General features: G+C 63.1%; 28 protein-coding genes. 20 read left to right on the top strand and 8 right to left on the bottom strand.

Going from position 1 to position 23,516, the window contains the following annotated elements:
- The first annotated feature begins 36 nt into the window (after positions 1 to 36).
- Positions 37 to 228 (top strand): hypothetical protein, encoded by a 192-nt coding sequence (locus ACIQTZ_RS13135; protein ID WP_397323444.1) that lies wholly within the window; start codon positions 37 to 39, stop codon positions 226 to 228.
- Between the two features lie 22 nt (positions 229 to 250).
- On the opposite strand, the gene ggt is transcribed toward ACIQTZ_RS13135, so the two are convergent.
- Together ggt and ACIQTZ_RS13125 are read right to left on the bottom strand one after the other, a co-directional pair.
- The gene (gene ggt, locus ACIQTZ_RS13130; protein WP_402981346.1) at positions 251 to 2,107 is read right to left on the bottom strand and encodes a gamma-glutamyltransferase; all 1,857 of its coding nucleotides are present in this window, start codon (positions 2,105 to 2,107) and stop codon (positions 251 to 253) included.
- A gap of 125 nt (positions 2,108 to 2,232) precedes the next feature.
- Entirely contained in the window at positions 2,233 to 3,132 is a 900-nt protein-coding gene (locus ACIQTZ_RS13125; RefSeq protein WP_402981343.1) for a patatin-like phospholipase family protein, read from the bottom strand.
- On the opposite strand from ACIQTZ_RS13125, the gene ACIQTZ_RS13120 reads away from it, so the two are divergent.
- From ACIQTZ_RS13120 to ACIQTZ_RS13100, 5 genes are all read left to right on the top strand, one after another.
- Complete coding sequence (locus tag ACIQTZ_RS13120) at positions 3,125 to 3,253, top strand: hypothetical protein (protein ID WP_400336452.1); 129 nt, start codon at positions 3,125 to 3,127, stop codon at positions 3,251 to 3,253. The two genes, ACIQTZ_RS13125 and ACIQTZ_RS13120, sit on opposite strands and share 8 nt — an antisense overlap.
- A gap of 190 nt (positions 3,254 to 3,443) precedes the next feature.
- On the top strand, positions 3,444 to 3,827 hold the full coding sequence (locus ACIQTZ_RS13115; protein WP_402945643.1) for a DUF6153 family protein: 384 nt from the start codon (positions 3,444 to 3,446) through the stop codon (positions 3,825 to 3,827).
- 182 nt (positions 3,828 to 4,009) lie between these two features.
- The gene (locus ACIQTZ_RS13110) at positions 4,010 to 4,612 is read left to right on the top strand and encodes a DUF305 domain-containing protein (protein ID WP_402945425.1); all 603 of its coding nucleotides are present in this window, start codon (positions 4,010 to 4,012) and stop codon (positions 4,610 to 4,612) included.
- Between the two features lie 247 nt (positions 4,613 to 4,859).
- Entirely contained in the window at positions 4,860 to 5,534 is a 675-nt protein-coding gene (locus tag ACIQTZ_RS13105) for an Abi family protein (protein WP_402981340.1), read from the top strand.
- A 121-nt stretch (positions 5,535 to 5,655) separates the two neighbouring features.
- Positions 5,656 to 6,315, top strand: coding sequence for a hypothetical protein (locus ACIQTZ_RS13100; RefSeq protein ID WP_402981337.1), 660 nt, complete (start codon positions 5,656 to 5,658; stop codon positions 6,313 to 6,315).
- Here ACIQTZ_RS13100 and ACIQTZ_RS13095 read toward each other — a convergent pair.
- Positions 6,207 to 6,794 carry a thymidylate kinase gene (locus ACIQTZ_RS13095; protein WP_402981334.1) on the bottom strand — a complete coding sequence of 196 codons (588 nt, stop codon included), beginning with the start codon at positions 6,792 to 6,794 and terminating at the stop codon, positions 6,207 to 6,209. The genes ACIQTZ_RS13100 and ACIQTZ_RS13095 overlap by 109 nt on opposite strands.
- Positions 6,795 to 7,276: 482 nt before the next feature.
- Between ACIQTZ_RS13095 and ACIQTZ_RS13090 the strand changes: the two genes are divergently transcribed.
- The 8 genes from ACIQTZ_RS13090 (at position 7,277) to ACIQTZ_RS13055 (ending at position 12,952) form a co-directional block, all read left to right on the top strand.
- Positions 7,277 to 7,540: a hypothetical protein gene (locus ACIQTZ_RS13090; RefSeq protein WP_402945433.1), complete on the top strand. Its 264-nt coding sequence runs from the start codon at positions 7,277 to 7,279 to the stop codon at positions 7,538 to 7,540.
- A 319-nt stretch (positions 7,541 to 7,859) separates the two neighbouring features.
- The gene (locus ACIQTZ_RS13085) at positions 7,860 to 8,318 is read left to right on the top strand and encodes a hypothetical protein (RefSeq protein ID WP_402981331.1); all 459 of its coding nucleotides are present in this window, start codon (positions 7,860 to 7,862) and stop codon (positions 8,316 to 8,318) included.
- A 24-nt stretch (positions 8,319 to 8,342) separates the two neighbouring features.
- Positions 8,343 to 9,542: an Nramp family divalent metal transporter gene (locus tag ACIQTZ_RS13080; RefSeq protein ID WP_402981519.1), complete on the top strand. Its 1,200-nt coding sequence runs from the start codon at positions 8,343 to 8,345 to the stop codon at positions 9,540 to 9,542.
- On the top strand, positions 9,542 to 9,964 hold the full coding sequence (locus tag ACIQTZ_RS13075; protein ID WP_402981328.1) for a hypothetical protein: 423 nt from the start codon (positions 9,542 to 9,544) through the stop codon (positions 9,962 to 9,964). The genes ACIQTZ_RS13080 and ACIQTZ_RS13075 overlap by 1 nt, the downstream gene beginning before the upstream one ends.
- Positions 9,951 to 10,286, top strand: a complete 336-nt coding sequence (locus ACIQTZ_RS13070) for a PRC-barrel domain-containing protein (protein WP_402981325.1) — start codon at positions 9,951 to 9,953, stop codon at positions 10,284 to 10,286. Before ACIQTZ_RS13075 ends, ACIQTZ_RS13070 begins: the two co-directional genes overlap by 14 nt.
- A gap of 125 nt (positions 10,287 to 10,411) precedes the next feature.
- Positions 10,412 to 10,780, top strand: a complete 369-nt coding sequence (locus tag ACIQTZ_RS13065; RefSeq protein WP_402981322.1) for a hypothetical protein — start codon at positions 10,412 to 10,414, stop codon at positions 10,778 to 10,780.
- Positions 10,781 to 10,846: 66 nt separating this feature from the next.
- Positions 10,847 to 11,332, top strand: a complete 486-nt coding sequence (locus ACIQTZ_RS13060) for an SRPBCC family protein (RefSeq protein ID WP_400336442.1) — start codon at positions 10,847 to 10,849, stop codon at positions 11,330 to 11,332.
- A gap of 90 nt (positions 11,333 to 11,422) precedes the next feature.
- Positions 11,423 to 12,952, top strand: coding sequence for a CHAD domain-containing protein (locus ACIQTZ_RS13055; RefSeq protein ID WP_402981319.1), 1,530 nt, complete (start codon positions 11,423 to 11,425; stop codon positions 12,950 to 12,952).
- 51 nt (positions 12,953 to 13,003) lie between these two features.
- Here ACIQTZ_RS13055 and ACIQTZ_RS13050 read toward each other — a convergent pair whose 3' ends face one another.
- Positions 13,004 to 13,840, bottom strand: a complete 837-nt coding sequence (locus ACIQTZ_RS13050; RefSeq protein WP_402981316.1) for an alpha/beta fold hydrolase — start codon at positions 13,838 to 13,840, stop codon at positions 13,004 to 13,006.
- Between the two features lie 143 nt (positions 13,841 to 13,983).
- On the opposite strand from ACIQTZ_RS13050, the gene ACIQTZ_RS13045 reads away from it, so the two are divergent.
- The 5 genes from ACIQTZ_RS13045 (at position 13,984) to ACIQTZ_RS13025 (ending at position 20,413) form a co-directional block, all read left to right on the top strand.
- Positions 13,984 to 15,720 (top strand): ABC transporter ATP-binding protein, encoded by a 1,737-nt coding sequence (locus ACIQTZ_RS13045; protein ID WP_402945456.1) that lies wholly within the window; start codon positions 13,984 to 13,986, stop codon positions 15,718 to 15,720.
- Entirely contained in the window at positions 15,717 to 17,696 is a 1,980-nt protein-coding gene (locus ACIQTZ_RS13040) for an ABC transporter ATP-binding protein (protein ID WP_402981313.1), read from the top strand. The genes ACIQTZ_RS13045 and ACIQTZ_RS13040 overlap by 4 nt, the downstream gene beginning before the upstream one ends.
- 357 nt (positions 17,697 to 18,053) lie before the next feature.
- Positions 18,054 to 19,505, top strand: coding sequence for a CCA tRNA nucleotidyltransferase (locus ACIQTZ_RS13035; protein ID WP_402981310.1), 1,452 nt, complete (start codon positions 18,054 to 18,056; stop codon positions 19,503 to 19,505).
- A gap of 82 nt (positions 19,506 to 19,587) precedes the next feature.
- Positions 19,588 to 20,028: a type II toxin-antitoxin system Phd/YefM family antitoxin gene (locus tag ACIQTZ_RS13030; RefSeq protein WP_402981307.1), complete on the top strand. Its 441-nt coding sequence runs from the start codon at positions 19,588 to 19,590 to the stop codon at positions 20,026 to 20,028.
- A gap of 1 nt (position 20,029) precedes the next feature.
- The gene (locus tag ACIQTZ_RS13025) at positions 20,030 to 20,413 is read left to right on the top strand and encodes a hypothetical protein (protein WP_402981304.1); all 384 of its coding nucleotides are present in this window, start codon (positions 20,030 to 20,032) and stop codon (positions 20,411 to 20,413) included.
- 351 nt (positions 20,414 to 20,764) lie between these two features.
- Here the strand turns inward: ACIQTZ_RS13025 and ACIQTZ_RS13020 are convergent, their stop codons facing one another.
- The 3 genes from ACIQTZ_RS13020 to ACIQTZ_RS13010 all read right to left on the bottom strand — a co-directional run bounded on the left by ACIQTZ_RS13020 (position 20,765) and on the right by ACIQTZ_RS13010 (position 22,371).
- Complete coding sequence (locus ACIQTZ_RS13020) at positions 20,765 to 21,337, bottom strand: MOSC domain-containing protein (RefSeq protein WP_402981301.1); 573 nt, start codon at positions 21,335 to 21,337, stop codon at positions 20,765 to 20,767.
- Positions 21,334 to 21,879 (bottom strand): gluconokinase, encoded by a 546-nt coding sequence (locus tag ACIQTZ_RS13015; RefSeq protein ID WP_402981298.1) that lies wholly within the window; start codon positions 21,877 to 21,879, stop codon positions 21,334 to 21,336. Before ACIQTZ_RS13015 ends, ACIQTZ_RS13020 begins: the two co-directional genes overlap by 4 nt.
- A 312-nt stretch (positions 21,880 to 22,191) precedes the next feature.
- Positions 22,192 to 22,371, bottom strand: a complete 180-nt coding sequence (locus tag ACIQTZ_RS13010) for a hypothetical protein (protein WP_402981295.1) — start codon at positions 22,369 to 22,371, stop codon at positions 22,192 to 22,194.
- A gap of 1 nt (position 22,372) precedes the next feature.
- Between ACIQTZ_RS13010 and ACIQTZ_RS13005 the strand changes: the two genes are divergently transcribed.
- Positions 22,373 to 22,852, top strand: coding sequence for a hypothetical protein (locus ACIQTZ_RS13005; RefSeq protein WP_402981292.1), 480 nt, complete (start codon positions 22,373 to 22,375; stop codon positions 22,850 to 22,852).
- 51 nt (positions 22,853 to 22,903) lie between these two features.
- On the opposite strand, the gene ACIQTZ_RS13000 is transcribed toward ACIQTZ_RS13005, so the two are convergent.
- A complete protein-coding gene (locus tag ACIQTZ_RS13000) occupies positions 22,904 to 23,491 on the bottom strand; it encodes a TetR/AcrR family transcriptional regulator (RefSeq protein ID WP_400272572.1) in 588 nt (195 codons plus the stop codon).
- Positions 23,492 to 23,516 lie beyond the last annotated feature (25 nt).

Here is a 23,516-nt window from a genome sequence, read left to right as displayed (position 1 = left end):
CATGACCAGAAACGGATCAACGCAAAGGAATTCATCGTGAACCAAAAATCGCTCGTATGGCTGTTGCTGGCCCTGATTCTGGCCTTCTACTCGCTTTACGTCTTTCTCTCGAACGGAAGCGAGACCGCATGGCCGATCGTTACCGGCACCATCTGCGCAGTTGGCGCGGGAGTGTCGTTCTGGCGCTCCATGGTGGAGGTCAGGGCGGACCGCGAAGAAGAAGACTGAACGCGGTCCGCACGTGCATGACCTACTTGGGTTTGGGTCCCTTGCCGTGATCGCGCTGCTCCGTGGACACCACCATGGCGGAGCCACCGCCGCGGCGAACAGGTTCGGCGGCCGCCGTCAGCTTCCCGTCTTGGCCGAACTCGATCGCGGTAGCTGCACCTATCTCGGCAGCCGACGTGAACGCATCGCCGGCCGGAACCAGCTTGTGTCCCAGCGCTGTGAGCGGTGGGCCGTAAGCAGTGATGAAGTCCGGCTCCGCGGTAACGTTCGCCGTGTTCCGCTGTGCCGCGCGCGGTGCCGCAAGCGCCTCCGAGATGTTCATGCCCAGGTCCACGCGGTTCAGGATGGTCTGCAGAACCGTGGTGATGATGGTGGAGCCACCGGGTGAACCGAGTGCCAGGAAGGGCTTGCCGTCGTCGAGGATGATGGTGGGGGACATCGACGAGCGCGGACGCTTGCCCGGTTCAAGCCTGTTCGGATCCGTGGCGCTGTACACCGTGCTGAAGTCGGTGAGTTCGTTGTTCAGCAGGAATCCACGGCCGGGAACAACAATTCCCGATCCGCCGGTCTGCTCGATCGTCAACGTGTACTCAACAACGTTGCCCCACTTGTCCGCGACCGTCATGTTGGTGGTTGAGATGTTTTCGGTGTCCTTCTCGTCGGCGAGGGGTGCAGCGGAAGTCGGGCACGCGCCGTCGTACGTTGTGACGTCGCCAGGGGCGACTGGCTTGGCGGCCGCCGCCATCGGGTTGATGCTGCACGCGCGTTCCTTGCCGAACACGGGATCGAGGAGCGCCTTGGTGGGGACGTTGACGAAGGCCGGGTCGCCGACATACGCGCCGCGGTCGGCGAAAGCCAGGGCGCTCGCCTCGAAGTAGCGATGCAGCGCGTCCGTTGTTCCCATGCCCGCGAGGTCGGACGGCTCCAGGATGTTGAGCGCCTCGCCCACCGTGGTTCCGCCGCTGCTCGAGGGAGCCATGCCGTAGACGTCATAGCCGCGGTAGTTCATGTGCGTCGGGTCCTGGTCGATGGCTTTATAGTTCGCCAGGTCCTGGGTGGTCATGGAACCCACCGGGACCGGAAGGTCGGTGGCTCCAGATTTCGGCGGCGCCTGCACCGTGGCTGCGATCTCCTTCGCGAGCTGGCCGCCGTAGAACGCGGAGGTCCCTTCCTTGGCGAGCAGCCTGTAAGTGGCCGCGAGTTCGGGGTTCTTGAAGACACTTCCGACGGCGGGAGCGTCGCCACCGGGAAGGAACAGCTTCTGGGTTGAAGTGAACGTGTTGAAGCGCAGCTGGTTGTCGAGCGTTTGCTGGCGGAACGTCTTATCCACCACGAAGCCACGGTTGGCTACCTGGATGGCAGGCTTCAGGGCATCGCCCAGATCCATGGTTCCCCACCGTTTCAGCGCCCGTTCCCATGTAGCGGGCGTGCCGGGGACACCCACGGAGACGCCGCTGGTCACGAGTTCCGGAGTGAAGTTGTACGGCTCCTTCGTCGCAGGGTCGATGAAGGCATCCTTGGTGATGCCTGCCGGAGCGGTCTCGCGACCGTCGATGGTCCCCACCTTGCCCGTCTTGGCGTCGTAGTAAACGAAGTACCCGCCACCACCGATGCCAGCACTGTAGGGCTCGGTGACACCGAGGGTGGCGGCAGCCGCGACCGCTGCATCGGCCGCGTTGCCGCCCTTCCTCAGTACTTCGATAGCCGCCGCAGAAGCCTCCGGGTCAACCGTGGAAACAGCGCCTCCGTAGCCTGTTGCCGTGGCATTCTTCTCCGTTTGGCGCGGATCAGCGAACGCCGGACTGGCTACTGCTCCGCCCGTGACGCTCAGGGCCAAGGCTGCAGTGACCGCAGCAATTCGACGTCTCACCTGTGTCATGGTGTCTCCCAGATCTTTCCCAGACGGGGTTGAGGGTTGGCGGTCCGGCCACCCTACTCCGGGGTCAGGAGGGGAACAACGGTTGAGTTTTGGCGGGCTTCGGCGTATTTAGGCTGCTTCCCGGATCAGTCCCAGAAGTCCCCGAGCCGTGGTGCGAGCTGCCGCCCTTGCTCGTAACCTGCCCGTGCCGCGGCCGGGCGGAGGGATAGATCCATGGCGTTAACACCGAACATGTGCTCCGCGTCAGGGGCCGGGAAGATGGTCTCCACCTTGCTTCCCGAGGCCCGCAAACCGTCCACCTGCGTGGCGAGATCCATTCCCCATTCGGCCGGTGTCCGCGTCCTTCCACCGAATGGTGACAGCACCAGGACCGCGCTGTACCCGGACGCGAGGTCCGCGTTCTCGGCGTTGGCGCGGTAGCCGCCGTCGATATAGTCGCCCGAGCCGATGCTGTACGCGAAGCCGCTGGCACAACTCGCGGCTACGGCGTCCACCAACTCCACCCCGCTGTCCCGGTGGAACGCCACCGGTTCGCCCGTCCGGGCGTCGACGGCAGTGATGAGGATCGGCGTATCCGGCCACTCGGGATCGGGCAGCCGGCTGGCCACGGTAGAGCGCCATCTGTCCTGCGTGGAGGCGTCCAGTGCTGCCTGCAGTTCAAGGGCCGAAGCTCCCAGCCGACGGCGCATGTCCGCCATGTCTTCGGATTCGGCCATGATGCGGGCCGTGCGTTCCATGTGGTCGGACGCGCTGCGAACCCGCCCCTCGTTGGGGTCAGCGTGGTTGGTGCGGGGACGGTAGTCGGCATTGACGACGGCGGCAAAGAGTTCGGCGGGATTCCCACCGGTGATCTGGGCTGCGGCCGTGGAACCCGCCGACGTGCCGATGATCAGGTCTGCCTTGGTGACGTCGAGGCCGGCTTCGACCAGTCCTGCAACGACGCCGATCAGCCATGCGTTACCTGTTGAACCGCCGCCACCGAGGACCAGGGCGCGGGTGTTTCCTTGAGGATGTGTTGTGTTCATTGGAGTCGCCTTTCGCGATGTGCGTGGTTGGCGCTCCGATGGCGGCTACTTCAGCCGCGAAACCGTGGACTCCTGGGGAGCGCCCATTGCTGATACTGCGTACATGGGTCTCACCTCCTGAGGATTTGTCACGATCTCCGGGAATGCTAGCACGGTTCGCGTGGACAGGCAGAGGATGTCAGCGGACATAGGCAGAATACTTCCCCCGGCGGAAGTGTTGTGCCTGCACGGTTGCCCCCCGGGGCAGGAACTTGGCGCAACCCGGGCCGGTAGGGTGGAACCACCGGGATGGAAGGAGGTCGGCCGTGGAAATGCTTGGTGCCAAGACTCGCTCTTTTCTGCGGACGGCGGGCCTGCTCTCCGCCGTGTTCGCGTTGATTGCCGGGATTCTTGGCATGCACGTGATGACGGGAACGCACTCACTGCACGCCACGGCGGCTGCAACACATGCAAAGCACGCCGTAGAGGCTCCCTCCGCTGAGCACTGTTCCTGCGCCACCGACTGCACGGATCAGCACGTCAAGACCGTGTCCTGTACCCCGACAGTTGCCACCGGTGCCCTCGCAGCTCCGGCGCCGGACAGCAGCGCGGCCCTACCGGTTACGCTACAGCCCGTAGCCTTCGCCTCGGGCAAAGTCTGGCAGTACCGCCCCGACGGACCCTCTCCCGGGGACTTGTCCATCAGTAGAACGTAGGCCAATCCACGGCGTCCGTCCCGAGCGGACCGCCCGGCCTCATGTAGTCCGCGTACGGACCGCATGAGGACCGTACCTTCACAGCGCCATTGGGCCGCGGTTGCCCGCCGAATCGCGCATCGCTGATGTTGACCACCCCAGCAGGAAATGTCCCTGCACCCACCACGAAGGACCCTATTGTCATGCACACCAAGAAGCTCTTGCCCGTAGCAGCCACCGCCATCGCAGCCGCCATTGCCCTGGCCGGCTGTTCGGGAACCCCTGGCTCTACGGCATCGTCAATGCCCGGCATGGACCACGGAAACATGGGCAGCAGCCAATCTGCGGCATCGGACCACAACGCCGCGGACGTGATGTTCGCCCAGATGATGGTCCCGCACCACATCCAGGCGATCGAGATGAGCGACGTGATCCTCAAGAAGCAGGACATCCCCGTCAGCGTCACTGGCCTGGCCACCAGGATCAAGGCCGCCCAAGCCCCTGAAATCGACACAATGAACGGCTGGCTCAAGGACTGGAACCAGTCAATGCAGATGCCGTCCGGCCACAGTATGGACGGCATGATGAGTGCCGACGACATGACCAAGCTCGAGGCAGCCCAGGGGACGGAAGCGGCAAAACTGTTCCTGACCCAGATGATCACCCACCACGAGGGCGCCATCACCATGGCCAAGACCGAAATATCCAATGGCAAGAACGCCGCTGCGATCCAGCTCAGCAAGGACATCGTCAGCGCCCAAGAGGCCGAGATCAAGGAAATGCAGCAACTTCTGGCCGTGCTTTAGAGGCGGAACTGGATGGAAGTAGCGGAGTTGCCGGAGGTACCCGCTACTTCCACTCTCCGATCTGCCGATGCGACGTGAATATGCGTGGCCAGATGAGGTCCACGTGCTTATGCGCGTCGACAAAATTGTCTGTGCGACGTGGAATGCTGCGTTAAAGCAAAATCCCGGCCGTGTGATCGGTCCTTCGAAGAGGACTACAGGGACGGTTCCGGGATGTTCACTACGAGACTACGCGGGGTAGCGACGTATGGTCAACTCGTCCGACATGCGGTTCTTCCAAGCCAACTTCGGCCGTGCCCGGTTGCAGCATTACCTTGATGAGTGCCAGGGAGACATTGGGAGGGTTATGCATCTCTACCAATGGAACACCGAACTCTCCGCAGCGTTCCGGGAGTCTTTGGGTCATCTGGAAGTAGCCCTTCGAAATGCCATTGATCAACAGATGTCGGCTCGGCATTTGGGGAAAGGTCGCCCAGGTCACTGGATCTACGACGACGCCAGGGAGCTAGGGCGGGGCCGTGGCAAGGGGACTGCCAAACACGCCTATCCTTACGCCGACATCGACACCGCCATCAAACGCGTGCGCAAGAACAAGATGCCTACAGACCCAGGTCAAATCATCTCCGAGATTTCCTTCGGGTTCTGGCACCAGATGGTATCGAAGGGGCAGATGGCCCTATGGCCGGATTTGGCGGGAGCTTTCCCGTACATGAACGGTCGAAGCCAAAGGACTGTCGCGGACAAAGTGGAGTCGCTGCGGGCACTGCGAAACAGGATCGGCCACCATCACAGGATCTGGTCGATTGACGTCGCCACAAAGTACGCGCAGTTGGTTGCACTGGCTGGCTATATCAGCCCCCAGCTTGCGTCGTGGATCGACGATCGAAGCAGGGTGCGGGCCTTGTTGGCCCGGCGACCGTAAGAACGCCATTGATTTGCCTTGAAGCGCGGGTCTATCGGCCGAATTCGCTCTGGACAGCTGGCGGCTTCGGCTGCAATCTGGTGTATGGGCTTCAGCAGTGGGGCCTTCCCAGGAGGCCGCCATGGGCAGGTTCGGAGACTTCTTCGACGCCAGGATTCACAGAAACCCGTTGCCTTCCAGCGCGCCGCCGCCCCGGCCCGCCGCCGATTCGATCGTGGTACCCAAGCTTGCCGAGGTAGTGGGTGGCGTGGTGGCGATGCTGCGGCAGTCCGGCCGTGCGCCGGTTCCCGTGGTGGATACCGGGCAGTCGGCGGGTTGGCCGCGCGTCTTCGTTCTGGGGCAGCTGAGTCCCAAAGAGCACGACGCCGGAACCGCCTTTGCGGAGGTAGCCCTGGATGGTTCGGGTCGGCTTGCGTTGTTCCACGAAGTGCGGGTGGCCGCCCACGGATCGTGGGTGGTTCCCATTGGGTCGTCGGCCTTGGAGCACCGCTACCGGCGGCAAGTGGGCGCGATCGGGACGTCACGTGAGGCGCAGACGTTCCCCATCATCCTTGACCGCGGCGGGGAACTGATGATCTTGCCAGTGTGGCGTCCGGAATACCCGGATGAGGTGCCGCTGAGCCGCTACCTTTACGCGTTGGCTGAGGAAAGCGGCGGTCTGCCGGCACCCTCTTATGCACCAGCCGGGCCGATCACTCGTTCGAGTTCCGCCAAGACTTCGCCTGGCGTGCCGTTGGCGTCCACAACCACGAATTCCGCAAAACCCGGGATCGAGCTGTAGGCAGTCCGAAGAGCCGTGAGATGGTCCAGGGTTTCCTGGTCGGTGCCACGGATGGTCACCCGGTGATGGGCCAGTTCGGGCGCGGCATCGATGAACACCACGGCATCAGGTGCCGGAAGCCGGCCCAGCAGCCAGGGAACTACGCGGCCCGCCCGCAGGCCGTGTGCTCGGCGTAGGGCTAGTTGACAGTGGAGATGCCTGTCCATCACCACCAGCCCACGGGGGTGGCGGCAGGCGAATAACCAGGCCCGCGCGTGCGACACAAGAACGTTGGACACCCGGATGGAAGTCTCCACGGCGTCTGCGAGGCGCGGCGGAAGGCCCCAGCCGATGCGTCGGCTGATGTTCGAGAGGCGACGTCGCGCAGCGTGGTTGCTGAGCAGCAGTGCCGCGCGACCTGAATCCCGGGTTGCGGCTACCAGGGCGTGTGCGGCCGTCGTTTTCCCTGAACCGTCTATACCGGTGAGAACGATGAGCATGGGCCTCCCTTCGTCTTATGTCCAACGGGGGAGCGGCCCGACCCGTGCCGGATTGAGGTGCAGATCACTATGGCGCCACGGCGTGAAGTGATCCTTAAATATCCCTGCGAGCCCCTTCGCCAATACACAAAGCATGCTTATCATGTAGCTGTGCACGTGCTTCCCATAAATAGTGCTTCGTTTGAAGCGCAGCCGATATGGGTAAGCACGGAACAAGGAGACGAGAATCTCCGTACGGTGCCCGTTGCCATGGGGTGGAGCTTCGAAAGGAGTTCCAGCGGACGCCTTCCTCACTGGACATATTTGTTTGAAGGGATGCGTAGCTTTATGAACACACTATTGGTTATTGCAGGCGTGATTGCGATCGTCCTGCTGCTGGTTGGTGGATTCAACCAAGCCCTTAGTTTCTTGCTGTGGGTAGGAATTATCCTGCTTGTCCTGGCTTTGCTGGGATGGGTTCTCGGACGGGGGCGGTCGCGCGTATGACTTCGGATCCCGTGGAATCTGGGGGCTTTAGCCAGGTCCACGACGGCGTCACGACGCCCGGCCAGCCGATCCCCAGGGATCTTGGCTCACCTGACTCACCAGCTCAGGTGCCGGTGGGCGTCGCATCCGGCGGAGAACCGGATGACGCCGCCGATGTTGGAGAGAACAAGTCGGCGGACCCGCCCGGGCCGGCTGAAGAAAAGGATGACCAAACTGCGGATGACCGTGGTTTGACGACTGAAACCAATCCGACGGACTGATCGGAACTGGCGGCCGCGGGCAAGGACATATTGCCCGCGGCCGTTTCCGATTCCGCCTTATGCGGAAAGTCCCTGAATCGATTGAGGACAAAATGCGCATCGGTTCATTTATCGGGCTGATCGTTGTTGTGTGGCTCGTTATAGGCGCGGTAGCCGCGGGCCAACGTGGCTACTACAACGCACCTCCAGCCCAGTGCTCACAATTTGCCACCATCGCCCTGAATATTGTTGCCGGGCCCCTGAATTACACAGGTTTGAATCCGCAGGGTGGATGCGAGGTTCCGCGACCATCGTGAACCGCTTTCGGTGGTATTTCGCCATGGTTCTCCTCGCCCTGGCAACGTTGGCCGGAGCGCTTTCGTCCTGCGCGCAGTCTCCCACCAGCCAGGCGTTGGAGGGGCCCCTGAAAGAGGCGGTGTCAGCCGTGCGGACCACCGCTTTGGCCGTGGACTTGCGGATTAAAGAACATACGACGGCGGCAGCCGGCTCCACCGCTGCTGACGACATGGTGAAGCAGCTTGAATCTGCCACGGATGAAGTAGGAGCCCTGTCAGGCGCTACATCCGACGAGCGTAAGCTGCGTGAGGATGTCCTGGCCACGTTCTCCATGGCTTCCCGGGCCATGCTCCATGCCCGTGATGCGTTGACCGCGCCGCAGGGCGGGCCCGAGGATGGCCAATCCGGTTCGGGAGAGTCCAAGCTGGCTCCCGTCCTGGACGAACTGCACAGCGCCTCCCGCCAACTCGACGCACTCATGGCCAAGGCCGGCATCCAGTGAAACGGCCCCGGTGTTGCGCTCGGCATCCTGACGGCTATCGGGGGCTTCGTTGACATCGGGGATCTGGTGACCAACGCGGTGGTGGGTTCCCGCTTTGGCATGTCCCTGGCCTGGGTAGTCCTGGTGGGTGTAGTGGGCATCTGCCTTTTCGCGAACATGTCCGGCAGGGTGGCTGCGGTCTCGGGCCGGGCTACGTTCGAGGTGATCCGTGAGCGCATGGGCGCCCGCGCCGGGTTGGCCAACCTGGGCGCATCCTTCCTGATCAATCTGATGACGGTGACTACCGAAATCGGCGGCGTTGCCCTAGCCCTCCAGCTGGCCAGCGGAGTGGCGTACCTGCTGTGGGTTCCTGTTGCCTTGCTTGCCGTGTGGTTGGTGATCTGGCGGGTGAAGTTCAAGATCATGGAGAACGTCACCGGGCTCATGGGCCTCACCCTGGTGGTCTTCGCGGTGGCGTTGTTCCTCCTCAAACCGGACTGGGGCCAACTGGCCACCCAGGCATTCGCTCCGTCGATTTCGCATGAGGAGAGCGGCGGGACGTATTGGTATTACGCAATCGCACTCTTCGGTGCCGCGATGACGCCTTATGAGGTGTTCTTCTTCTCCTCGGGCGCAGTGGAGGAACGGTGGAAGGTGAAGGACCTGGCACAGGCCCGGCTCAACGTACTCCTTGGCTTCCCGCTTGGCGGATTCCTCTCGCTCGCCATTGCCGCGTGCGCCGCCGTCGTTCTCTTGCCCGCCAGCATCAGCGTTACCACCTTGTCCCAGGTGGTGATGCCCGTGGCACAGGCCGGCGGCCAGTTGGCCTTGGCCGTGCTGATCCTTGGCGTGGTTGCTGCCACGTTCGGGGCGGCCCTGGAGACCACGTTGTCCAGCGGTTATACGCTGGCGCAGTACTTCGGATGGTCCTGGGGGAAGTTCCGCAGGCCGGCGCAGGCAGCCCGCTTCCACGTGTCGATGATCGTGGTACTGCTGGTGGGTGTGGCGGTGCTGGCAACAGGCGTGGACCCGATCCTGGTGACCGAGTACTCCGTGGTCTTTTCCGCAATCGCCTTGCCCTTGACCTACCTGCCCATCCTCATTGTGGCCAACGATCCGCAATACATGGGCAAGTACGTCAACAAACGCGCGGTCAATGTGGCAGGGATGGTTTACCTGGTCATCATCCTTGCCGCCTCGATCGCGGCCATCCCCTTGATGATCGCGACGGGAGCAGGTGCCTGATGGCCAAGCCCAGGGGGATAGACGCCAGCGAACTCAGGCCGGCACCGCGGACTGCCGGCTTGGTGCTCGATGCGCAGCTGCATCTGCTGGACCGGCAGGTTTCGGACGTCGACGGCGTCCCGGTCACCACGGTTGACGACATCGAACTCAGTGGCCCGGTTCCGGATGAGCCTATTCCGGAAGGCTCCGATCCTCCGCACATCACCGCTTTGTTGACCGGCCCTGTCCTGGGGACGCGCATCTTTGGCGGCAGGCCGCCGTCGAGCAGGTTGATCAGGATCCCATGGGAAGTTGTCTCCGGCGTGGACACGGTGCTGACCGTCGGCGTCCGGTCTGACTCCCTGGATGCCTCGTGGGTGGAACGATGGCTGCGGAACCACGTGATCGGGCGGATTCCGGGAGGTCGCCATGATCCTGACTGACGTGCTTGGCACGGATGTGGTGGACAGTGCCGGGAAGAGGCTGGGTGAGGTTTCGGATCTCCGGTTCGCCTTGGATTCCGCCCCGTCGCGGCTCTTGAGCAAGGCGCGGTTGGTAGGGATCATCGTCAGTCCCCGGACGGCGTCGTCATTCCTGGGGTTTGAGCGGCAGAACCTGTCCCAACCGTGGCCCCTGGCGCAGTTGCTGCGGTGGCGCCACAGGGGCTCGTTCATGGTGCTTTGGGAAGACATCGCCAAGGTGGGAGAGGACGCTGTCACGTTGAGGCCGGACTTCACACCCTACGAATCCGAGCTCACACCATAGTTCCTCAAAGGCCAAAATGATAAGTTTGCTGAGTATTTTCTGTAAGCGGTGGACATAACGCCAAGTGCCCTTATAAATTCGAAATGTTCCATCAAGTGTTCAACCACATGGAAAGGACAGGTCTCATGGACACGCAGAATCCGACACCCGAAGAGGAAGTTGGAGGCTACGGCACGCCGACAGCAGAGCAGGAAGCCGGAGGCAGCCAGGCGCAGCCCCGCGTGGAAGAAGACCTCAGCGAGGCCGGCCTGGGCCAGGACAGCCCCGACGGCGAAACGTATGCCACGGGAGCTCCCAACCTGAGCCACCTCGACCCGGAAGACGCGGACAGCGCGGGCGAGCCGGGAGCAGGCCGCTTCGGCGGGGTGGACGAGCAGGCCCGTGAAGAGCAGAACCTGGAGCCGGACGGCGACCTGCCCGACGGCAGCGGGAACAACCTGCCGCAGGACCAATCCCCGAACGATGACGATGAAGAGGACTTCAACGCAGGCTAGCCGTCCGACCCCAGGCAACAAGCGTGCCCGCGGACAAGCACCACAGCACTGAAGGAGAAGCATTTCATGGCTACGGTCAACAAATCAGTAGAAGTAGACGTCCCCGTTTCTGTTGCCTACAACCAGTGGACCCAGTTCGAGAGCTTTCCGGAGTTCATGAACGGGGTGGAAGCCGTCCAGCAGATCGATGAGACGGCGCTCCATTTCTCCACCAACATCGGCGGCGTCAAGCGTGACTACAACGCGCAGATCATTGAGCAAGTCCCGGATTCCGTGGTGAGCTGGGCCAGCGTCGATGGCCCCCGCAACGCCGGGTCTGTGACGTTCGAGCCACTGGACGCCGCGCGGACCCGGGTCAATGTGGCTATCGACTGGGAGCCTGAAGGCTTGGCCGAGAAGGCCGGATCCGCGCTGGGGGCGGACAGCCTTCGGGTTGGCGCGGACCTGGACAAGTTCAAAAAATTCATCGAAGCCCAAGGACACGAAACCGGAGCATGGCGGGGCACTGTTACCGGTGGCGATGTGGACGAAGGCGGAGGAGCATTGCTATAACGCAAGTCCTCGTGAAGGCCGGCCAAGCGAACGGGCCGGCCTTCACGGGCGCCTTCCATCGCCTACTCCAAACGAGGGGGATCCGCAGTCATGGCCCAGTCCACCAGTGTGGAAGCAGAGCAAAAGTTCGATGCCGACGCTTCCACGCCGCTCCCGGAACTCCACCGGATCGAGGGCGTCGGCAAGGTAGGTGAACCCGCCACCCATCAGCTGGAAGCCGTTTACTTCGATACGCAGGACCTGGCCTTGGCCGGGCGCAGGATCACCCTGCGGCGACGAACCGGCGGACCCGACGCCGGCTGGCACCTGAAGCTCCCGCACGGCCCTGGCAAGCGAACCGAAATCCACGCTCCGCTGGGCCAGCCCGAAACGGTTCCCCCGGACCTTATGGCCCGCATCCTTGCGTACACCCGGGGCCATGCCGTGTCCGCCGTGGCAACACTCACCACTGAACGCACCAGCTACCAGCTGTACCAATCCGACGGCGGACGCCTCGCCGAGTTCGTTGATGACCACGTGCACGCGCTGGTCTCCCTCGGTGACGGACACGCCCACGGCTGGCGGGAATGGGAAGTGGAGCTCGCACCCGGCCATGACGATGCAGCTGGGGACAAGTTCCTTGATGCCGCCGCAGCGCTCCTGGCCAAGACCGGGGCGAACCCCAGTGAGCGCACGTCCAAGCTGGCCACGGCCTTCGGTGACCTGTGGCCGGCAGCCAAGGGTACCGGCCGCGAAATGCCCCAGCGCAAGGGTCCGGCCGTGGTTCCCGTGCTGAACTACCTGGACATGCAGGTGGCCAGGCTACTCCTGCAGGACTCACACGTTCGCTTGGAACGCGAGGACTCCGTCCATCAGATGCGGTCGGCCACCCGGCGGATCCGTTCCGTGCTGCACAGCTACCGCAAACTGTTCAAGCCCTATCCCGTGGCTGAGCTCGAACTCGGGCTGAAATCGCTGGCCAAGACCCTGGGACGTTACAGGGATGCCGAAGTGCTCCATGAGCGGCTTACGAAGTCCCTCGACGAGTTGCCCGGAAAACTGGTGCTCGGTCCGCTGAAGAACCAACTGGACGAGCGCATGAAGGTCCGGAAGGACACCTCCCTCTCCGCCATCCATGCACGGCTCAACAGCCCGCGCTACTTCCGGCTGCTCGATGAGCTCGAAGCCTTCCTCGAGGCCCCTCCTGTTGCCCCGTCGGTAACCCCCGGGGCGAGGAAGGCCAGCCGGAAATTCGTCAACAAGGCGGCCAAGCGCCTGGCCAAGCGTCACGACGCGGCCGTGGGTACCGCCGTCGGGCCTGCACGTGACAAAGCGTTCCACGATGTCCGGAAGGCGGCCAAGAAGCTGCGGTTTGCGGCGGCCGCCGTCGAGAGCATCCATGGCAAGCGTGCCGCCAAGTTGTCCGATGCCGCGCATGACGTCCAGCGGATCCTCGGCGAGCACCAGGACAGTGCCGTGGCCCGGGCCGAACTCCTCAAACTGGGATCGGCGGCGGACGCGGGCACTGCGGCCTTCACGTACGGGCTGCTCCACGAAGCCGAACGGGCAGTGGCGGAGGCTTTCGAAAAGGAGTATCTGCGCAGCGGAAAGAAGGCGCGCAGACTCCGGCTCAGGAAGTAGTAAAGATGCCCCCGAAGCAGCAGCTTCGGGGGCATCTTCCGTTCGGAGGGTCTACTTCTGCAGGAAGCCCAGCAGGGCCTCGTTGATCTCCGCTCCGTGCGTCCAGAGGAGGCCGTGTGGTGCCCCTTCGATTTCCACGTACTCGGCGCTGGGCAGGGCATCCTTGAACCTGCGGCCCGTGGCGTCGATGGGCAGGATGTTGTCCGCCGTGCCATGGACGATCAGCGCGGGAACATCGATCTTGGGGATGTCCGCCCGGAAGTCAGTCACCCAGGTGGGCTGGGCGGCTACGGACGCAAAGGCGCCGGACTGCGAGGCCAGGTTCCAGCTTGCGTCTACGGATTCCTGGCTCAGGCGATCGGTGCCCAGGAAAGTATCGCTGTTGTAGAAGTTCTTGAAGAACTCGGTGAAGAACGCGTAGCGGTCGGCTTTCACTGCCTGGGCCAGGCCGTCGAAGACATCCTGCGGAACGCCGTCCGGGTTGTCGTCCGTCTTCAGCAGGAAAGGTTCCAGCGAGCCGAGGAACACGGCCTTGGCAACGCGGGCGGAACCATACGTGGCGATGTACCGGGCAACTTCGCCGGTGCCCATGGAGAAGCCCACCAGCACGGCGTCGTTCAGGTCCAGGGTTTCCAGGACGGTCTTGAGGTCCGCGGCGAACGTGTCGTAGTCGTAGCCAACGGTGGGCTTGCTGGACTTGCCGAAGCCGCGCCGGTCGTAGGTGATGACCCGGTAACCGGCTTCCAGAAGTGCTGCGGTTTGCTTCTCCCAGGACGAACCATCCAGCGGGTAGCCGTGGATCAGAACCACTGCCTGTCCCGACCCGTGATCCTCGTAATAGAGCTCAATCTCAGTGCTGTTTTCGTTTCCGACGGTGATGTAAGCCAAGACTTCGGTCCCTTCGTAGCGGTTCTGGGGTGGAACGTTTCCAGCCTACTGAATTCCCTCTAGTTGCCCACAGCAACCAGACGTAAACTGGCCTTCGGTCCACCACGTTCTGGCGGACCCTTGCCACGGGCTTGGGAGACCGCATGCTTTGGAAAGTCCTTGTTCGTTTCCTGCGGCCGCATCAGCGGCTGCTGATCGCCGTCGTCGTATTCCAGCTCGCGCAGTCCATCGCCTCGCTGTACCTTCCGACGCTTAACGCCGACATCATCGACAACGGCGTGGCCGTGGGGGATACCGACTACATCCTGCGCATGGGCGGCCTGATGCTGCTGATCACGCTGCTGCAAATCGCCTGCGCCGTTGTGGCGGTGTACTTCGGAGCCAAGGCGGCCATGAGCATGGGACGCGATGTCCGGGATGCGATCTTCAGCCGTGTGGGTGACTTCTCGGAGCAGGAGGTCACGCGGTTCGGTGCCGCGTCGCTGATCACCCGGTCCACCAACGACGTTCAACAGGTCCAACAACTCGTGTTGATGTCCTGCACGCTCATGGTGGCGGCGCCCATGTTGAGTATCGGCGGCGTCATCATGGCCGTTCGCCAGGATGCGCAGTTGTCGTGGCTGATCGCCGTGTGCGTGCCGGTGCTGCTTGTTTGCGTCGGCCTGATCGTGACGCGCATGGTGCCGCTGTTCCGCAAGATGCAGATCCGGATCGACGCAGTGAACCGGGTCCTCCGCGAACAGCTCACCGGCATCCGTGTGGTGCGCGCGTTCGTGCGGGAAGACATGGAGTCGGCCCGCTTCGGCAAAGCGAACGACGACGTCACGGACGTTGCGCTGCGGGCCGGCCGTTTGATGAGCCTCATGTTTCCTGTGGTCATGTTGGTGATGAACGTTTCCAGTGTGGCGGTGATCTGGTTCGGGTCCTTCAGGATCGAGGACGGTTCCATGCAGGTGGGCACGTTGATCGCGTTCCTGAGCTACCTCATGCAGATCCTCATGTCCGTCATGATGGCAACGTTCATGGCCGTCATGATCCCGCGCGCCTCCGTCTCAGCCGACCGCATCGGCGAGGTGCTGGACACCGACTCAAGCGTCCTGCCGCCGTCGAACCCTGTTTCCCCCACCGGCCGTCGCAGCGGCCAACTGGAAATGCACGACGTCGGATTCGCCTACCCGGGTGCCGAGCAGCCCGTGCTCAGCGGAGTGTCCTTCACAGCGTTGGCTGGCCGGACCACCGCGATCATCGGCAGCACCGGAGCCGGAAAGACCACGCTGGTGAACCTGATGCCGCGGCTCTTCGACGCAACCTCCGGTTCAGTGCGCATGGACGGCGTGGACATCCGTGAGCTGCACCCCGACCTGTTGTGGGGACACATTGGCCTGGTGCCGCAAAAGCCCTACCTGTTCTCGGGGACGGTCCGCAGCAACCTGCTGTACGGCAAGCCGGATGCCAGCGAGGAAGAACTCTGGCAAGCGCTCACGGTGGCGCAAGCCCGCGATTTCGTGGAGCAGATGGAGGGCGGGCTGGATGCTCCCATTTCCCAAGGCGGAACCAACGTCTCCGGTGGGCAGCGCCAGCGGCTCGCGATCGCGCGGGCCCTGGTGAAACGCCCCGAGCTGTACATTTTCGATGACTCGTTCTCTTCCCTGGACACCGCCACGGATGCCCGGCTCCGCCAGGCCCTCAAGAACCACACCAGCGGTGCCACGCTGGTGATCATCGCCCAGCGGGTCTCCAGCATCGCGGACGCGGACCAGATCCTGGTGCTCGACGGCGGCAGGATCGTTGGGCAGGGAACGCACGATGAGTTGTTGGAGACTTCCGAAACCTACCGGGAGATCGTGTCCTCCCAGCTCGCAGCGGAGGAGGCAGCATGAGCACTGCTACTGCTACTGGACCTTCCGGCGCCCGTGGTCCGCAGCGGCCGGCGATGGGTCCCGGAAGGGGCGGCCCGTTCGCCGGAATGAACGTCCCCGCCGAGAAAGCGTCCAACTTCGGTGCATCGGCCCGCCGGTTGCTGGGTACGTTGCAGCCCGAACGCATGTGGCTGACCATCGTGGTGGTTTTTGCCGTAGCCAGCGTGGCGTTGAACGTCATTGGCCCACGGTTGTTGGGCGAGGGCACCAACCTGATCTTTGCCGGCGTCGTCTCCAAGCAGTTGCCCGCGGGCGTTTCGAAAGCCGACGTGATCGCAGGACTCCGGGCCTCCGGCGACGACGCCAAAGCCGACATGCTCAACGCGATGACCCTGACACCCGGCGTCGGAATCGACTTCGGGGCGTTGTCCTCGGTTCTGCTTTGGGCACTCGCGCTATACGTCCTGGCTGCAGCGTTCGGCTGGATGCAGGCGTACGTGCTGAACGGCGTCGTTCAGCGGACCGTCTACAGGCTGCGCGAGCGGATCGAAGCCAAAATCCACCGGCTGCCCTTGCGCTATTTCGACTCCATCCAGCGTGGCGAACTCCTCAGCCGGGTCACCAACGACGTCGACAACATCTCGCAAAGCCTCCAGCAATCCATCAGCCAGGTGGTCTCCTCCCTTTTGACGGTGCTGGGCGTGCTGGTGATGATGTTCATCCTCTCGCCGCTGCTGGCACTGATCGCCCTGGTGACCATCCCGTTGACGCTTGGAACCACCGTCCTCATTGCCAAGCGCTCCCAGAAGCTCTTCGTCGCCCAGTGGAAGAACACCGGCGAACTCAACGGACAGATCGAAGAAACCTACACCGGGCATGCACTGGTGAAGGTGTTCGGGCGGCAGAACGAAGTACAGGAACGCTTTAGGGCGAAGAACTCCGAGCTGTACCAAGCGAGCTTCGGGGCCCAGTTCGTCAGCGGCCTCATCATGCCGGCCATGACCTTCATCGGGAACCTCGTCTACGTGGGCATTGCCGTGGTGGGCGGCCTGCAGGTTGCCTCCGGTGCCATGCAGCTCGGTGACGTCCAGGCCTTCATCCAGTACTCCCGCCAGTTCACCATGCCCTTGGCGCAGCTCGGATCCATGGCGAACATGTTGCAATCCGGCGTGGCCTCGGCGGAGCGGGTCTTTGAGTTGCTGGACGAAGAGGAGGAGTCGGCTGAGCCCGCTCCTTCCGGTTCCGGTGCCGGCCGCGGGCGGCTCGTCTTCGAGAACGTCTCCTTCAGCTACTCGCCGGACAAGCCGCTCATCAAGGACCTGGACCTGGTGGCCGAGCCTGGCCAGAGCATCGCCATTGTGGGGCCCACCGGCGCGGGCAAGACCACGCTGGTGAACCTCATGATGCGGTTCTACGAGCTCGACGGCGGCCGGATCACCTTGGACGGCGTGGACATCTCCACCATGTCCCGGCAGGAACTGCGCTCGCGGATGGGCATGGTCCTCCAGGACACCTGGCTGTTCGGCGGGACCATCCGGGACAACATCGCTTACGGACGCCCTGATGCTTCGGAGTCCTCGATTGTGGAAGCTGCACAGGCCACCTACGTTGACCGCTTTGTGCGCTCGCTCCCGGAGGGTTACGACACCGTCCTGGACGACGAGGGCAGCAACGTTTCGGCAGGGGAGAAGCAGCTCCTCACCATTGCCCGGGCCTTCCTGTCCCGGCCCTCGGTGCTCATCCTGGACGAGGCCACCAGCTCAGTGGACACCCGTACCGAGGTCTTGGTCCAGAAAGCCATGAATGCCCTGCGCTCGGACCGAACCAGCTTTGTGATTGCCCACCGGCTCTCCACCATTCGGGACGCCGACCTCATCCTGGTGATGGAGGCTGGGCAGATCGTGGAACAGGGGACCCACACCGAGTTGCTTTCTGCGGGTGGGGCGTATTCCAGGCTGTACGAGGCCCAGTTCGCGGCGCCGGCTGCGGAGGTGTGAGGGCTCCCGTTTGCTGCCGGTCGCCTGCCTGGTCGCCGGACCGTACGTTCCAGACCTACTCCCCGCTCCGCCACGACCCACTTTGAGGCCGGATGCCGCGTCGGCCAACCGTCTTCCGTCGTGGCCCGCGTGCCGCCGCGACCCCCTTTGAGGCCGGATGCCGCGTCGGCCAACCGGTTTCCGTCGTGGCCCGCGTGCCGCCACGACCTACTTTGAGGCCCAAGACAGCCCTATGCAACTGGCTTGGGTTGAGTTTGGACCAGTCCGCTCTCAAAGTAGGTCGCGGCGGTACGCGGCTATGGCGGATTCGCGGCCACAGCGGCTTCACTTGGGGTAGAAAGTCAGAGACGAGCCCTTTTGTGCCAAGCAAGATCTCCCAAGGAACCGAGAGCAATCATCACTACCATCCCTGAGCTGATCCAGCTCACTCCCGAAGCCAAGACAGTACTCGCAAGCCTGAGCGACGCCGGCGGACGCCCGTTGGTAGTCGGTGGATCCGTCCGGGATGCGTTGCTCTCGCTCGACGGCGGCGCGTCCGTGGCATCGAAGGACGTCGACATTGAGGTGTACGGCTTATCGTCGGCCGATGTTATTGCTGCCCTGCCGGGGCATGCCATGGAAGTGGGCCAACACTTCGGCATCGTGAACGTTGCGCTGAACGGGCAGACCTTCGACGTTTCGTTGTCGGCCCGGAACTCCGAAGCGGAAGCGTTCGCCCGCAGGGACTTCACCATCAATGCGATGGGCTGGAATGCCACGACCGGGCACTTGGTCGATCCGCATGGAGGCCGGGCCGATCTGGAGGCAGGAATCCTCCGGCACACAAGCAGTGCGTTCTCCGAAGATCCGTTGCGTGTGCTCCGGGCAGTCCAACTGAGCGGCCGTTTCGGCTTCCAGTTGGCCCCGGAGACCGCCACGGTCTGCGCCCAACTTTTCCCGACTTTCCATGACCTGCCTGAGTCGCGGATCTGGGGAGAGTTCTTCAAGCTTTCCGCCAAGGGAACCCATATCTCCCGTGCCCTGGAGACTCTCCAGGCCACTGGTTGGGAAGCCCATTTTCCAGGGCTCGCGGCAACCAGGGGTGTTCCGCAGGACGCTGGATGGCACCCAGAGGGGGATGTCAATGTTCATCTTGGGCTCGCGGGCGATCAGGCGGCACGTATCGCGCGCCGGGACGGGCTGGATTCGGATGAGACTGCCATCTTGGTCTTGGCTGCCATCACCCATGATTTTGGGAAAGCCATATCAACCAGGATTTCTGACAGTGGCAGGATCACATCGAATGGCCACAACGTCACAGGTGTTGAGCCCGCGAAACAGTTCCTGCGACTGATCGGGGCACCTCGGCGTTATGAGGGAATCATTTTGCCCCTCATCCGCGAGCACATGTGCCACACACCGGAAGGTCCAGCTGGGAAGATTACCGACTCTGCCGTGCGCAGGTTGATTCGTCGGCTGGACCATGTGGGTGGCGGACCGTCGATTCACGATTGGGCCCGGTTGGTTGAAGCTGACAAGGAGGGCCGGGGTCAAGGTGCGCAACAAGGTGTCAATCACCTGCCAACTTGGCTGGCCATCGCGAAGAGGCTGGGAAGCGAACGCGTTGTTGGTCAGACCCTACTCTGGGGTTCCCGCGTTGAACTCTTGGGAATTCCGCCAGGACGGATGTGGCGCTTCATCAAGGAACAGAGCCGCGAAGCCCAGGACGACGGCGCCTTCTCGGATTCGCCAAGGGCCGAAAGCTGGCTGCTTGCCAACCGGGAAATCGTGCTCCCCGAGGCTGAGCGGAGGATGCGCGAGCCCTCCTGACGTTCTTGAGGCGCCGGGTTCACGGTGCTGAGCCCCTCCCCTCCGAATGTTTATCTGATGTTTATCAGATAAGCTTATCTCCATGACTACAACTGCCACCTTCACACAACTTCTTCGCGAGCCGAAGGAGGTCCTGTCGCACATAGATGAGGGTGACATAGTGGTGACCCGCCGCGGCAAAGAAGACCTGATCGTTTCCAAGGCAAGCGATCATCGCAATGATCGGCAAGGCCTGCAGTTGGCTTCTGCTCTTATTGCGGCCTCACTCGGCGAAGGGGACTTCATAACCCGGCTTCGGCTCCCGTTCCCGTGGCTGACCTTCCTCTCCCGCGAAGAGCAGGAGGAATTCGCTGCGGAGGTTGTGGACGTGGCCCGAGGCTGTGCGGCTGTCGGCTATTTCGGCCGGTTGGGCGTGGTGATTTCAGCCTGGGAGGCAACTGCCTCGGCCGTGGCGGAGGGAATCCCCGTTGGCAATGTGGACCTGGTCTATTTCGACCGGCCCGTTGTGGTCGAGGGTCCCTAGTTTGTCGAAGAAGACTGACGGCGTTGCAAGGCCGGGGAAAAGCACCGATTACGTTCTTGAATTCATCACCCGTGAGGCGGAGAAAGGGTGGCAGGACGCCAGAGCCACCGCCCGCAATGCTCTGACTGATGCATGGGACTACCTGACAAACACGCCAACTTTGGAACAACCGGGACTTTGCTACATCCTGCGAGGCAGGTTTCAGAGCCTGACGTACCAAGGGTTGGTCTACGCGCGGTATCAGTACAAGTTCACCCATAGTGGCCGCATCTGGTACGCGGTCGTAGAGCCGGCCAAGAAGGGCAAGGGGTCGGGGCGAGTGCAGATTGAAAGGGTCGAAGTGGGCCACCCGAATGAGACAGAGCCTGGTCGCAACTTCCGGTGAGAGTTGCTGCCCGTGTGCCGCCACGACCTACTTTGACGCCGAAGTCAGCCTCGTCCAACCGTCTTCCGTCGTGGCCCGCGTGCCTCCACGACCTACATTGAAGCCCAAGTCAGCCTTGTCCAACCGTCTTCCGTCGTGGCCCGCGTGCCGCCACGACCTACATTGACACCCAAGTCAGCCTTGTCCAACCGTCTTGGGTTGAGTTTGGACCAGTCCGCTCCCGAAGTAGGTCGCGGGGGTACGCGCTTGTTGGATGCGGGATTGTTGTCCGGCATTGGGGTCCGGCCCAGAGTAGGTCGCGGGGGTACGCGCGTGCCGGATGCGGGATTGGCGGCGGCCGACGGACCTGGGCTACGGCAGCCTCGATGGCCTCAGCACCGTCGCTTCGCCCGCCCGTGCGGGGTCAAGGACCACTGGGCTCACCAGCACGGCAGGACCGCGGTGGAGCAGCCCGCCGGAGATTACCTGGCAGCGAACACCACCCCGTCCGCGCATGGCTTTATGGGCTCCGGGTGCCAGCATCTGGTCCATCCAGGCGCAGGGGTGGGCCGGGCGCCCGGCTTTCAGGCGGACGGAATCCCCGCCTGACTCGAGGACGAACTCCTGGCCCAGCAACGGAGCAAGCTCGGCCCCGCGGATCACCACGTTCCGGCGGGTCAGCAGCGGATCGAAAGGGCTGGCGTCGAGTTCTGCAGCGATTGCCTCCAACGCTTCGACGGCGAACACCGTCACCGCTGCGTCCATGTGGGCAGCCTTGCCGAAGAACCGGTCGCCCACGATGCCTTTTCCGGCAACCAGCTCAGCGGTCGCGGCATCCGCGGTAGGGACGTCGGCTGCTCCCTCCCGTGCCCGCCCAAAGTAGGCGTGCGCGGGAGAGATCAAAAGGTGCAGCACATCGACGTCGTACCTGTACTCAGAGGTCATCCCTCAACGCTAGCCCCAACCGGCAGCGTGAGCACGGAGAGTCGATCGCAGATGGCGTCGACCAACGCGCTGGGCGCGAGCGTGATGTCCGCGAGCACGTGCTTCTCATCGTGTTCAAGTGGTTCGAGGGTGCTGAGCTGCGAGTCAAGGAGGCTGGAGGGCATGAACTCGTGGTCGCGGGCATTCATGCGGGCCAGGAGAGTCGCGCGGTCGCCGTTGAGGTGGACGAAGACGACGCCGGGAACGTGCTGCCGCAGCAGGTCGCGGTAGCTGCGCTTCAAAGCGGAGCAGGCGATGATCATCGGGGTGCCGGCGTCCGAGGAATCCCGAAGTGCCCGGCCGATTTCTTCAAGCCATGGTTTCCTGTCCGTGTCATCCAACGGGATGCCGGCGCCCATCTTGGCCTTGTTGGCGGCGGGGTGCAGGTGGTCGCCATCCTGGAAGACCATGCCGAGCCGCTCGCCAAGCAGTGAGCCGACAGTGGATTTGCCGCATCCGGAGACGCCCATGACAACCATGGGTGGGCGGGGAGCAGTGGTCATGGGAAGTTCCTTCCGGTCGCGCCGTTGCAGACGGATGATTCAAAAAATCATATTTGAGAAAAGATTCGCAGACGATGGATGGTCTGGTCAAGGGTTTTTCCATATGTGAACGCTCTTGGCCCACGCCTTGAGCTTATGGTGCGGAGCCCGCCAATCCCTCCACTCCGCCATGAGAAAACTTAAACAAATGAGAAAAGTTTCTTGCTTTTGAGTGACCTGCGACATACGCTTAAACCATCAGATTTCCCCGAGTTTCCCAGCAAACTCCCCAATCCCCGGAGGCATGTGATGCGTCGCATCGTTGGAGAACATTCAGTTGGCCACCAGCACCGGTGCCGGTACGTCGCCGGAACCGGAAGCCACTGCCCGGTCAGTGGCCTGTGGACTCCCATAGGCCAGGTTGGCCCAAGCCTGCAGGTACTTGAAGGCAGCATCATGCCGACGCACCGGAATGAGGCAGTTGTCTGGCACCTGGTCCAGGGCCTCACGCACCGTGACCTACGTAGCTGAGGCGCGGCCGCGCAGGCGAACCACGCCCCATCAGCCCCGGTTGACATCCCTGGAACTGCGGCTGGCCGGAACCAGGGTGCCCCGCGCCCGCATCGACAGCCGTATCCGCACACTCCTGGGCCGCCGGAACGAGGCCATTGCCGCGGCGCTGGCGGACAAGGTTTCCCTGGCCGCTGTTTCCGCTGTTGTGGGGATCCGGGCCGCCGACGTCAAGAGGCTCGGCGGCGCCTACCAGGACCTCCACTTCTCCGGGGCACCGCAGGAATGGCACCTTTCCGGGCTTGCCGCCGTCGCGAAGCAACTCGAGCACGCTCTCAAGGACAAGGAGCAAAGCGTGGAGAGCCTCCGCAGCGACGTCCTGGAAGGCCTGGAAGCCGGGCACATGGACGTCTTCCGCATCGCGGCGTTGACGTCACTGCCGGCCGAACGAATCCGCGAACTGATCAAGCCAGTGGCTCAATAGACACGGAAAAGCCGGACCCGCAGGTCCGGCTTTCTTGGTGTCCCGGGAAAGCTATGCCTGCCCGCGGTCCGCACTCCAGCCGGCCAGCGCGCCCTTCAATGCAGCAATCAGCCGCGCAGTGGCCTGGTCCTTCGTGAGTCCCACAGTGTTGATGAGGTCCAGGATTTCGCGGGGGTCGAACAGGATATTCCACAGGAACATCGCCTCGTCGCCGATCGGCGGCAGGCCCAGTTCCTCGCACGCTTCCCGCAGGGGACGTTCCAGCGCGTCCGCCTGGACGGTCAGGTAGAAGGCGCCCGAACGAAGCCGGGCCAGGTAGCCCTCGCCGGATCGTGTGTACAGCATGGCGCCGCCATGGCGCGTGACCAGGTCCACCCACTTGCGGCTCACCGCGGTCAAAAGCTCGACGCCGGTTAGCTCCTGCTGCTTCAGGCTGTAGTCGCGCAGTTTCTCACCAACGCCAAAGCGGTACTCGGCCAGGATGTCCTCGACTGAAGGAAAGTGCCGGTAAGCGGTGGCCGTGGATATTTCGGCATGCTTGGCGACGTCCGTCATGCTGATGGGACCGCGGCGGGACGCGAAAAGCTGACCCGCGGCCTTGACCAGTTGTCTGCGGTTGCGCTGTGTGTCACTACGCATTGATGGGCACCCTTTCGTCTCCTCA

This window comes from Paenarthrobacter sp. NPDC090520 (assembly GCF_044769205.1).
Lineage (GTDB): Bacteria > Actinomycetota > Actinomycetes > Actinomycetales > Micrococcaceae > Arthrobacter.
Note: the sequence above shows the minus strand (reverse complement) of the source record. Positions and strands in the feature narration are given on the sequence as shown.

What these genes read in the sequence shown, in the direction of transcription:
- ggt (WP_402981346.1), bottom strand. Translation starts at nt 2,107, where the DNA reads ATGACACAGGTGAGACGTCGAATTGCTGCGGTCACTGCAGCCTTGGCC.
- ACIQTZ_RS13125 (WP_402981343.1), bottom strand. Translation starts at nt 3,132, where the DNA reads ATGAACACAACACATCCTCAAGGAAACACCCGCGCCCTGGTCCTCGGT.
- ACIQTZ_RS13115 (WP_402945643.1), top strand. Translation starts at nt 3,444, where the DNA reads ATGCTTGGTGCCAAGACTCGCTCTTTTCTGCGGACGGCGGGCCTGCTC.
- ACIQTZ_RS13110 (WP_402945425.1), top strand. Translation starts at nt 4,010, where the DNA reads ATGCACACCAAGAAGCTCTTGCCCGTAGCAGCCACCGCCATCGCAGCC.
- ACIQTZ_RS13105 (WP_402981340.1), top strand. Translation starts at nt 4,860, where the DNA reads ATGGTCAACTCGTCCGACATGCGGTTCTTCCAAGCCAACTTCGGCCGT.
- ACIQTZ_RS13100 (WP_402981337.1), top strand. Translation starts at nt 5,656, where the DNA reads ATGGGCAGGTTCGGAGACTTCTTCGACGCCAGGATTCACAGAAACCCG.
- ACIQTZ_RS13095 (WP_402981334.1), bottom strand. Translation starts at nt 6,794, where the DNA reads ATGCTCATCGTTCTCACCGGTATAGACGGTTCAGGGAAAACGACGGCC.
- ACIQTZ_RS13090 (WP_402945433.1), top strand. Translation starts at nt 7,277, where the DNA reads ATGACTTCGGATCCCGTGGAATCTGGGGGCTTTAGCCAGGTCCACGAC.
- ACIQTZ_RS13085 (WP_402981331.1), top strand. Translation starts at nt 7,860, where the DNA reads ATGGTTCTCCTCGCCCTGGCAACGTTGGCCGGAGCGCTTTCGTCCTGC.
- ACIQTZ_RS13075 (WP_402981328.1), top strand. Translation starts at nt 9,542, where the DNA reads ATGGCCAAGCCCAGGGGGATAGACGCCAGCGAACTCAGGCCGGCACCG.
- ACIQTZ_RS13070 (WP_402981325.1), top strand. Translation starts at nt 9,951, where the DNA reads ATGATCCTGACTGACGTGCTTGGCACGGATGTGGTGGACAGTGCCGGG.
- ACIQTZ_RS13065 (WP_402981322.1), top strand. Translation starts at nt 10,412, where the DNA reads ATGGACACGCAGAATCCGACACCCGAAGAGGAAGTTGGAGGCTACGGC.
- ACIQTZ_RS13060 (WP_400336442.1), top strand. Translation starts at nt 10,847, where the DNA reads ATGGCTACGGTCAACAAATCAGTAGAAGTAGACGTCCCCGTTTCTGTT.
- ACIQTZ_RS13055 (WP_402981319.1), top strand. Translation starts at nt 11,423, where the DNA reads ATGGCCCAGTCCACCAGTGTGGAAGCAGAGCAAAAGTTCGATGCCGAC.
- ACIQTZ_RS13045 (WP_402945456.1), top strand. Translation starts at nt 13,984, where the DNA reads ATGCTTTGGAAAGTCCTTGTTCGTTTCCTGCGGCCGCATCAGCGGCTG.
- ACIQTZ_RS13040 (WP_402981313.1), top strand. Translation starts at nt 15,717, where the DNA reads ATGAGCACTGCTACTGCTACTGGACCTTCCGGCGCCCGTGGTCCGCAG.
- ACIQTZ_RS13030 (WP_402981307.1), top strand. Translation starts at nt 19,588, where the DNA reads ATGACTACAACTGCCACCTTCACACAACTTCTTCGCGAGCCGAAGGAG.
- ACIQTZ_RS13020 (WP_402981301.1), bottom strand. Translation starts at nt 21,337, where the DNA reads ATGACCTCTGAGTACAGGTACGACGTCGATGTGCTGCACCTTTTGATC.
- ACIQTZ_RS13015 (WP_402981298.1), bottom strand. Translation starts at nt 21,879, where the DNA reads ATGACCACTGCTCCCCGCCCACCCATGGTTGTCATGGGCGTCTCCGGA.
- ACIQTZ_RS13000 (WP_400272572.1), bottom strand. Translation starts at nt 23,491, where the DNA reads ATGCGTAGTGACACACAGCGCAACCGCAGACAACTGGTCAAGGCCGCG.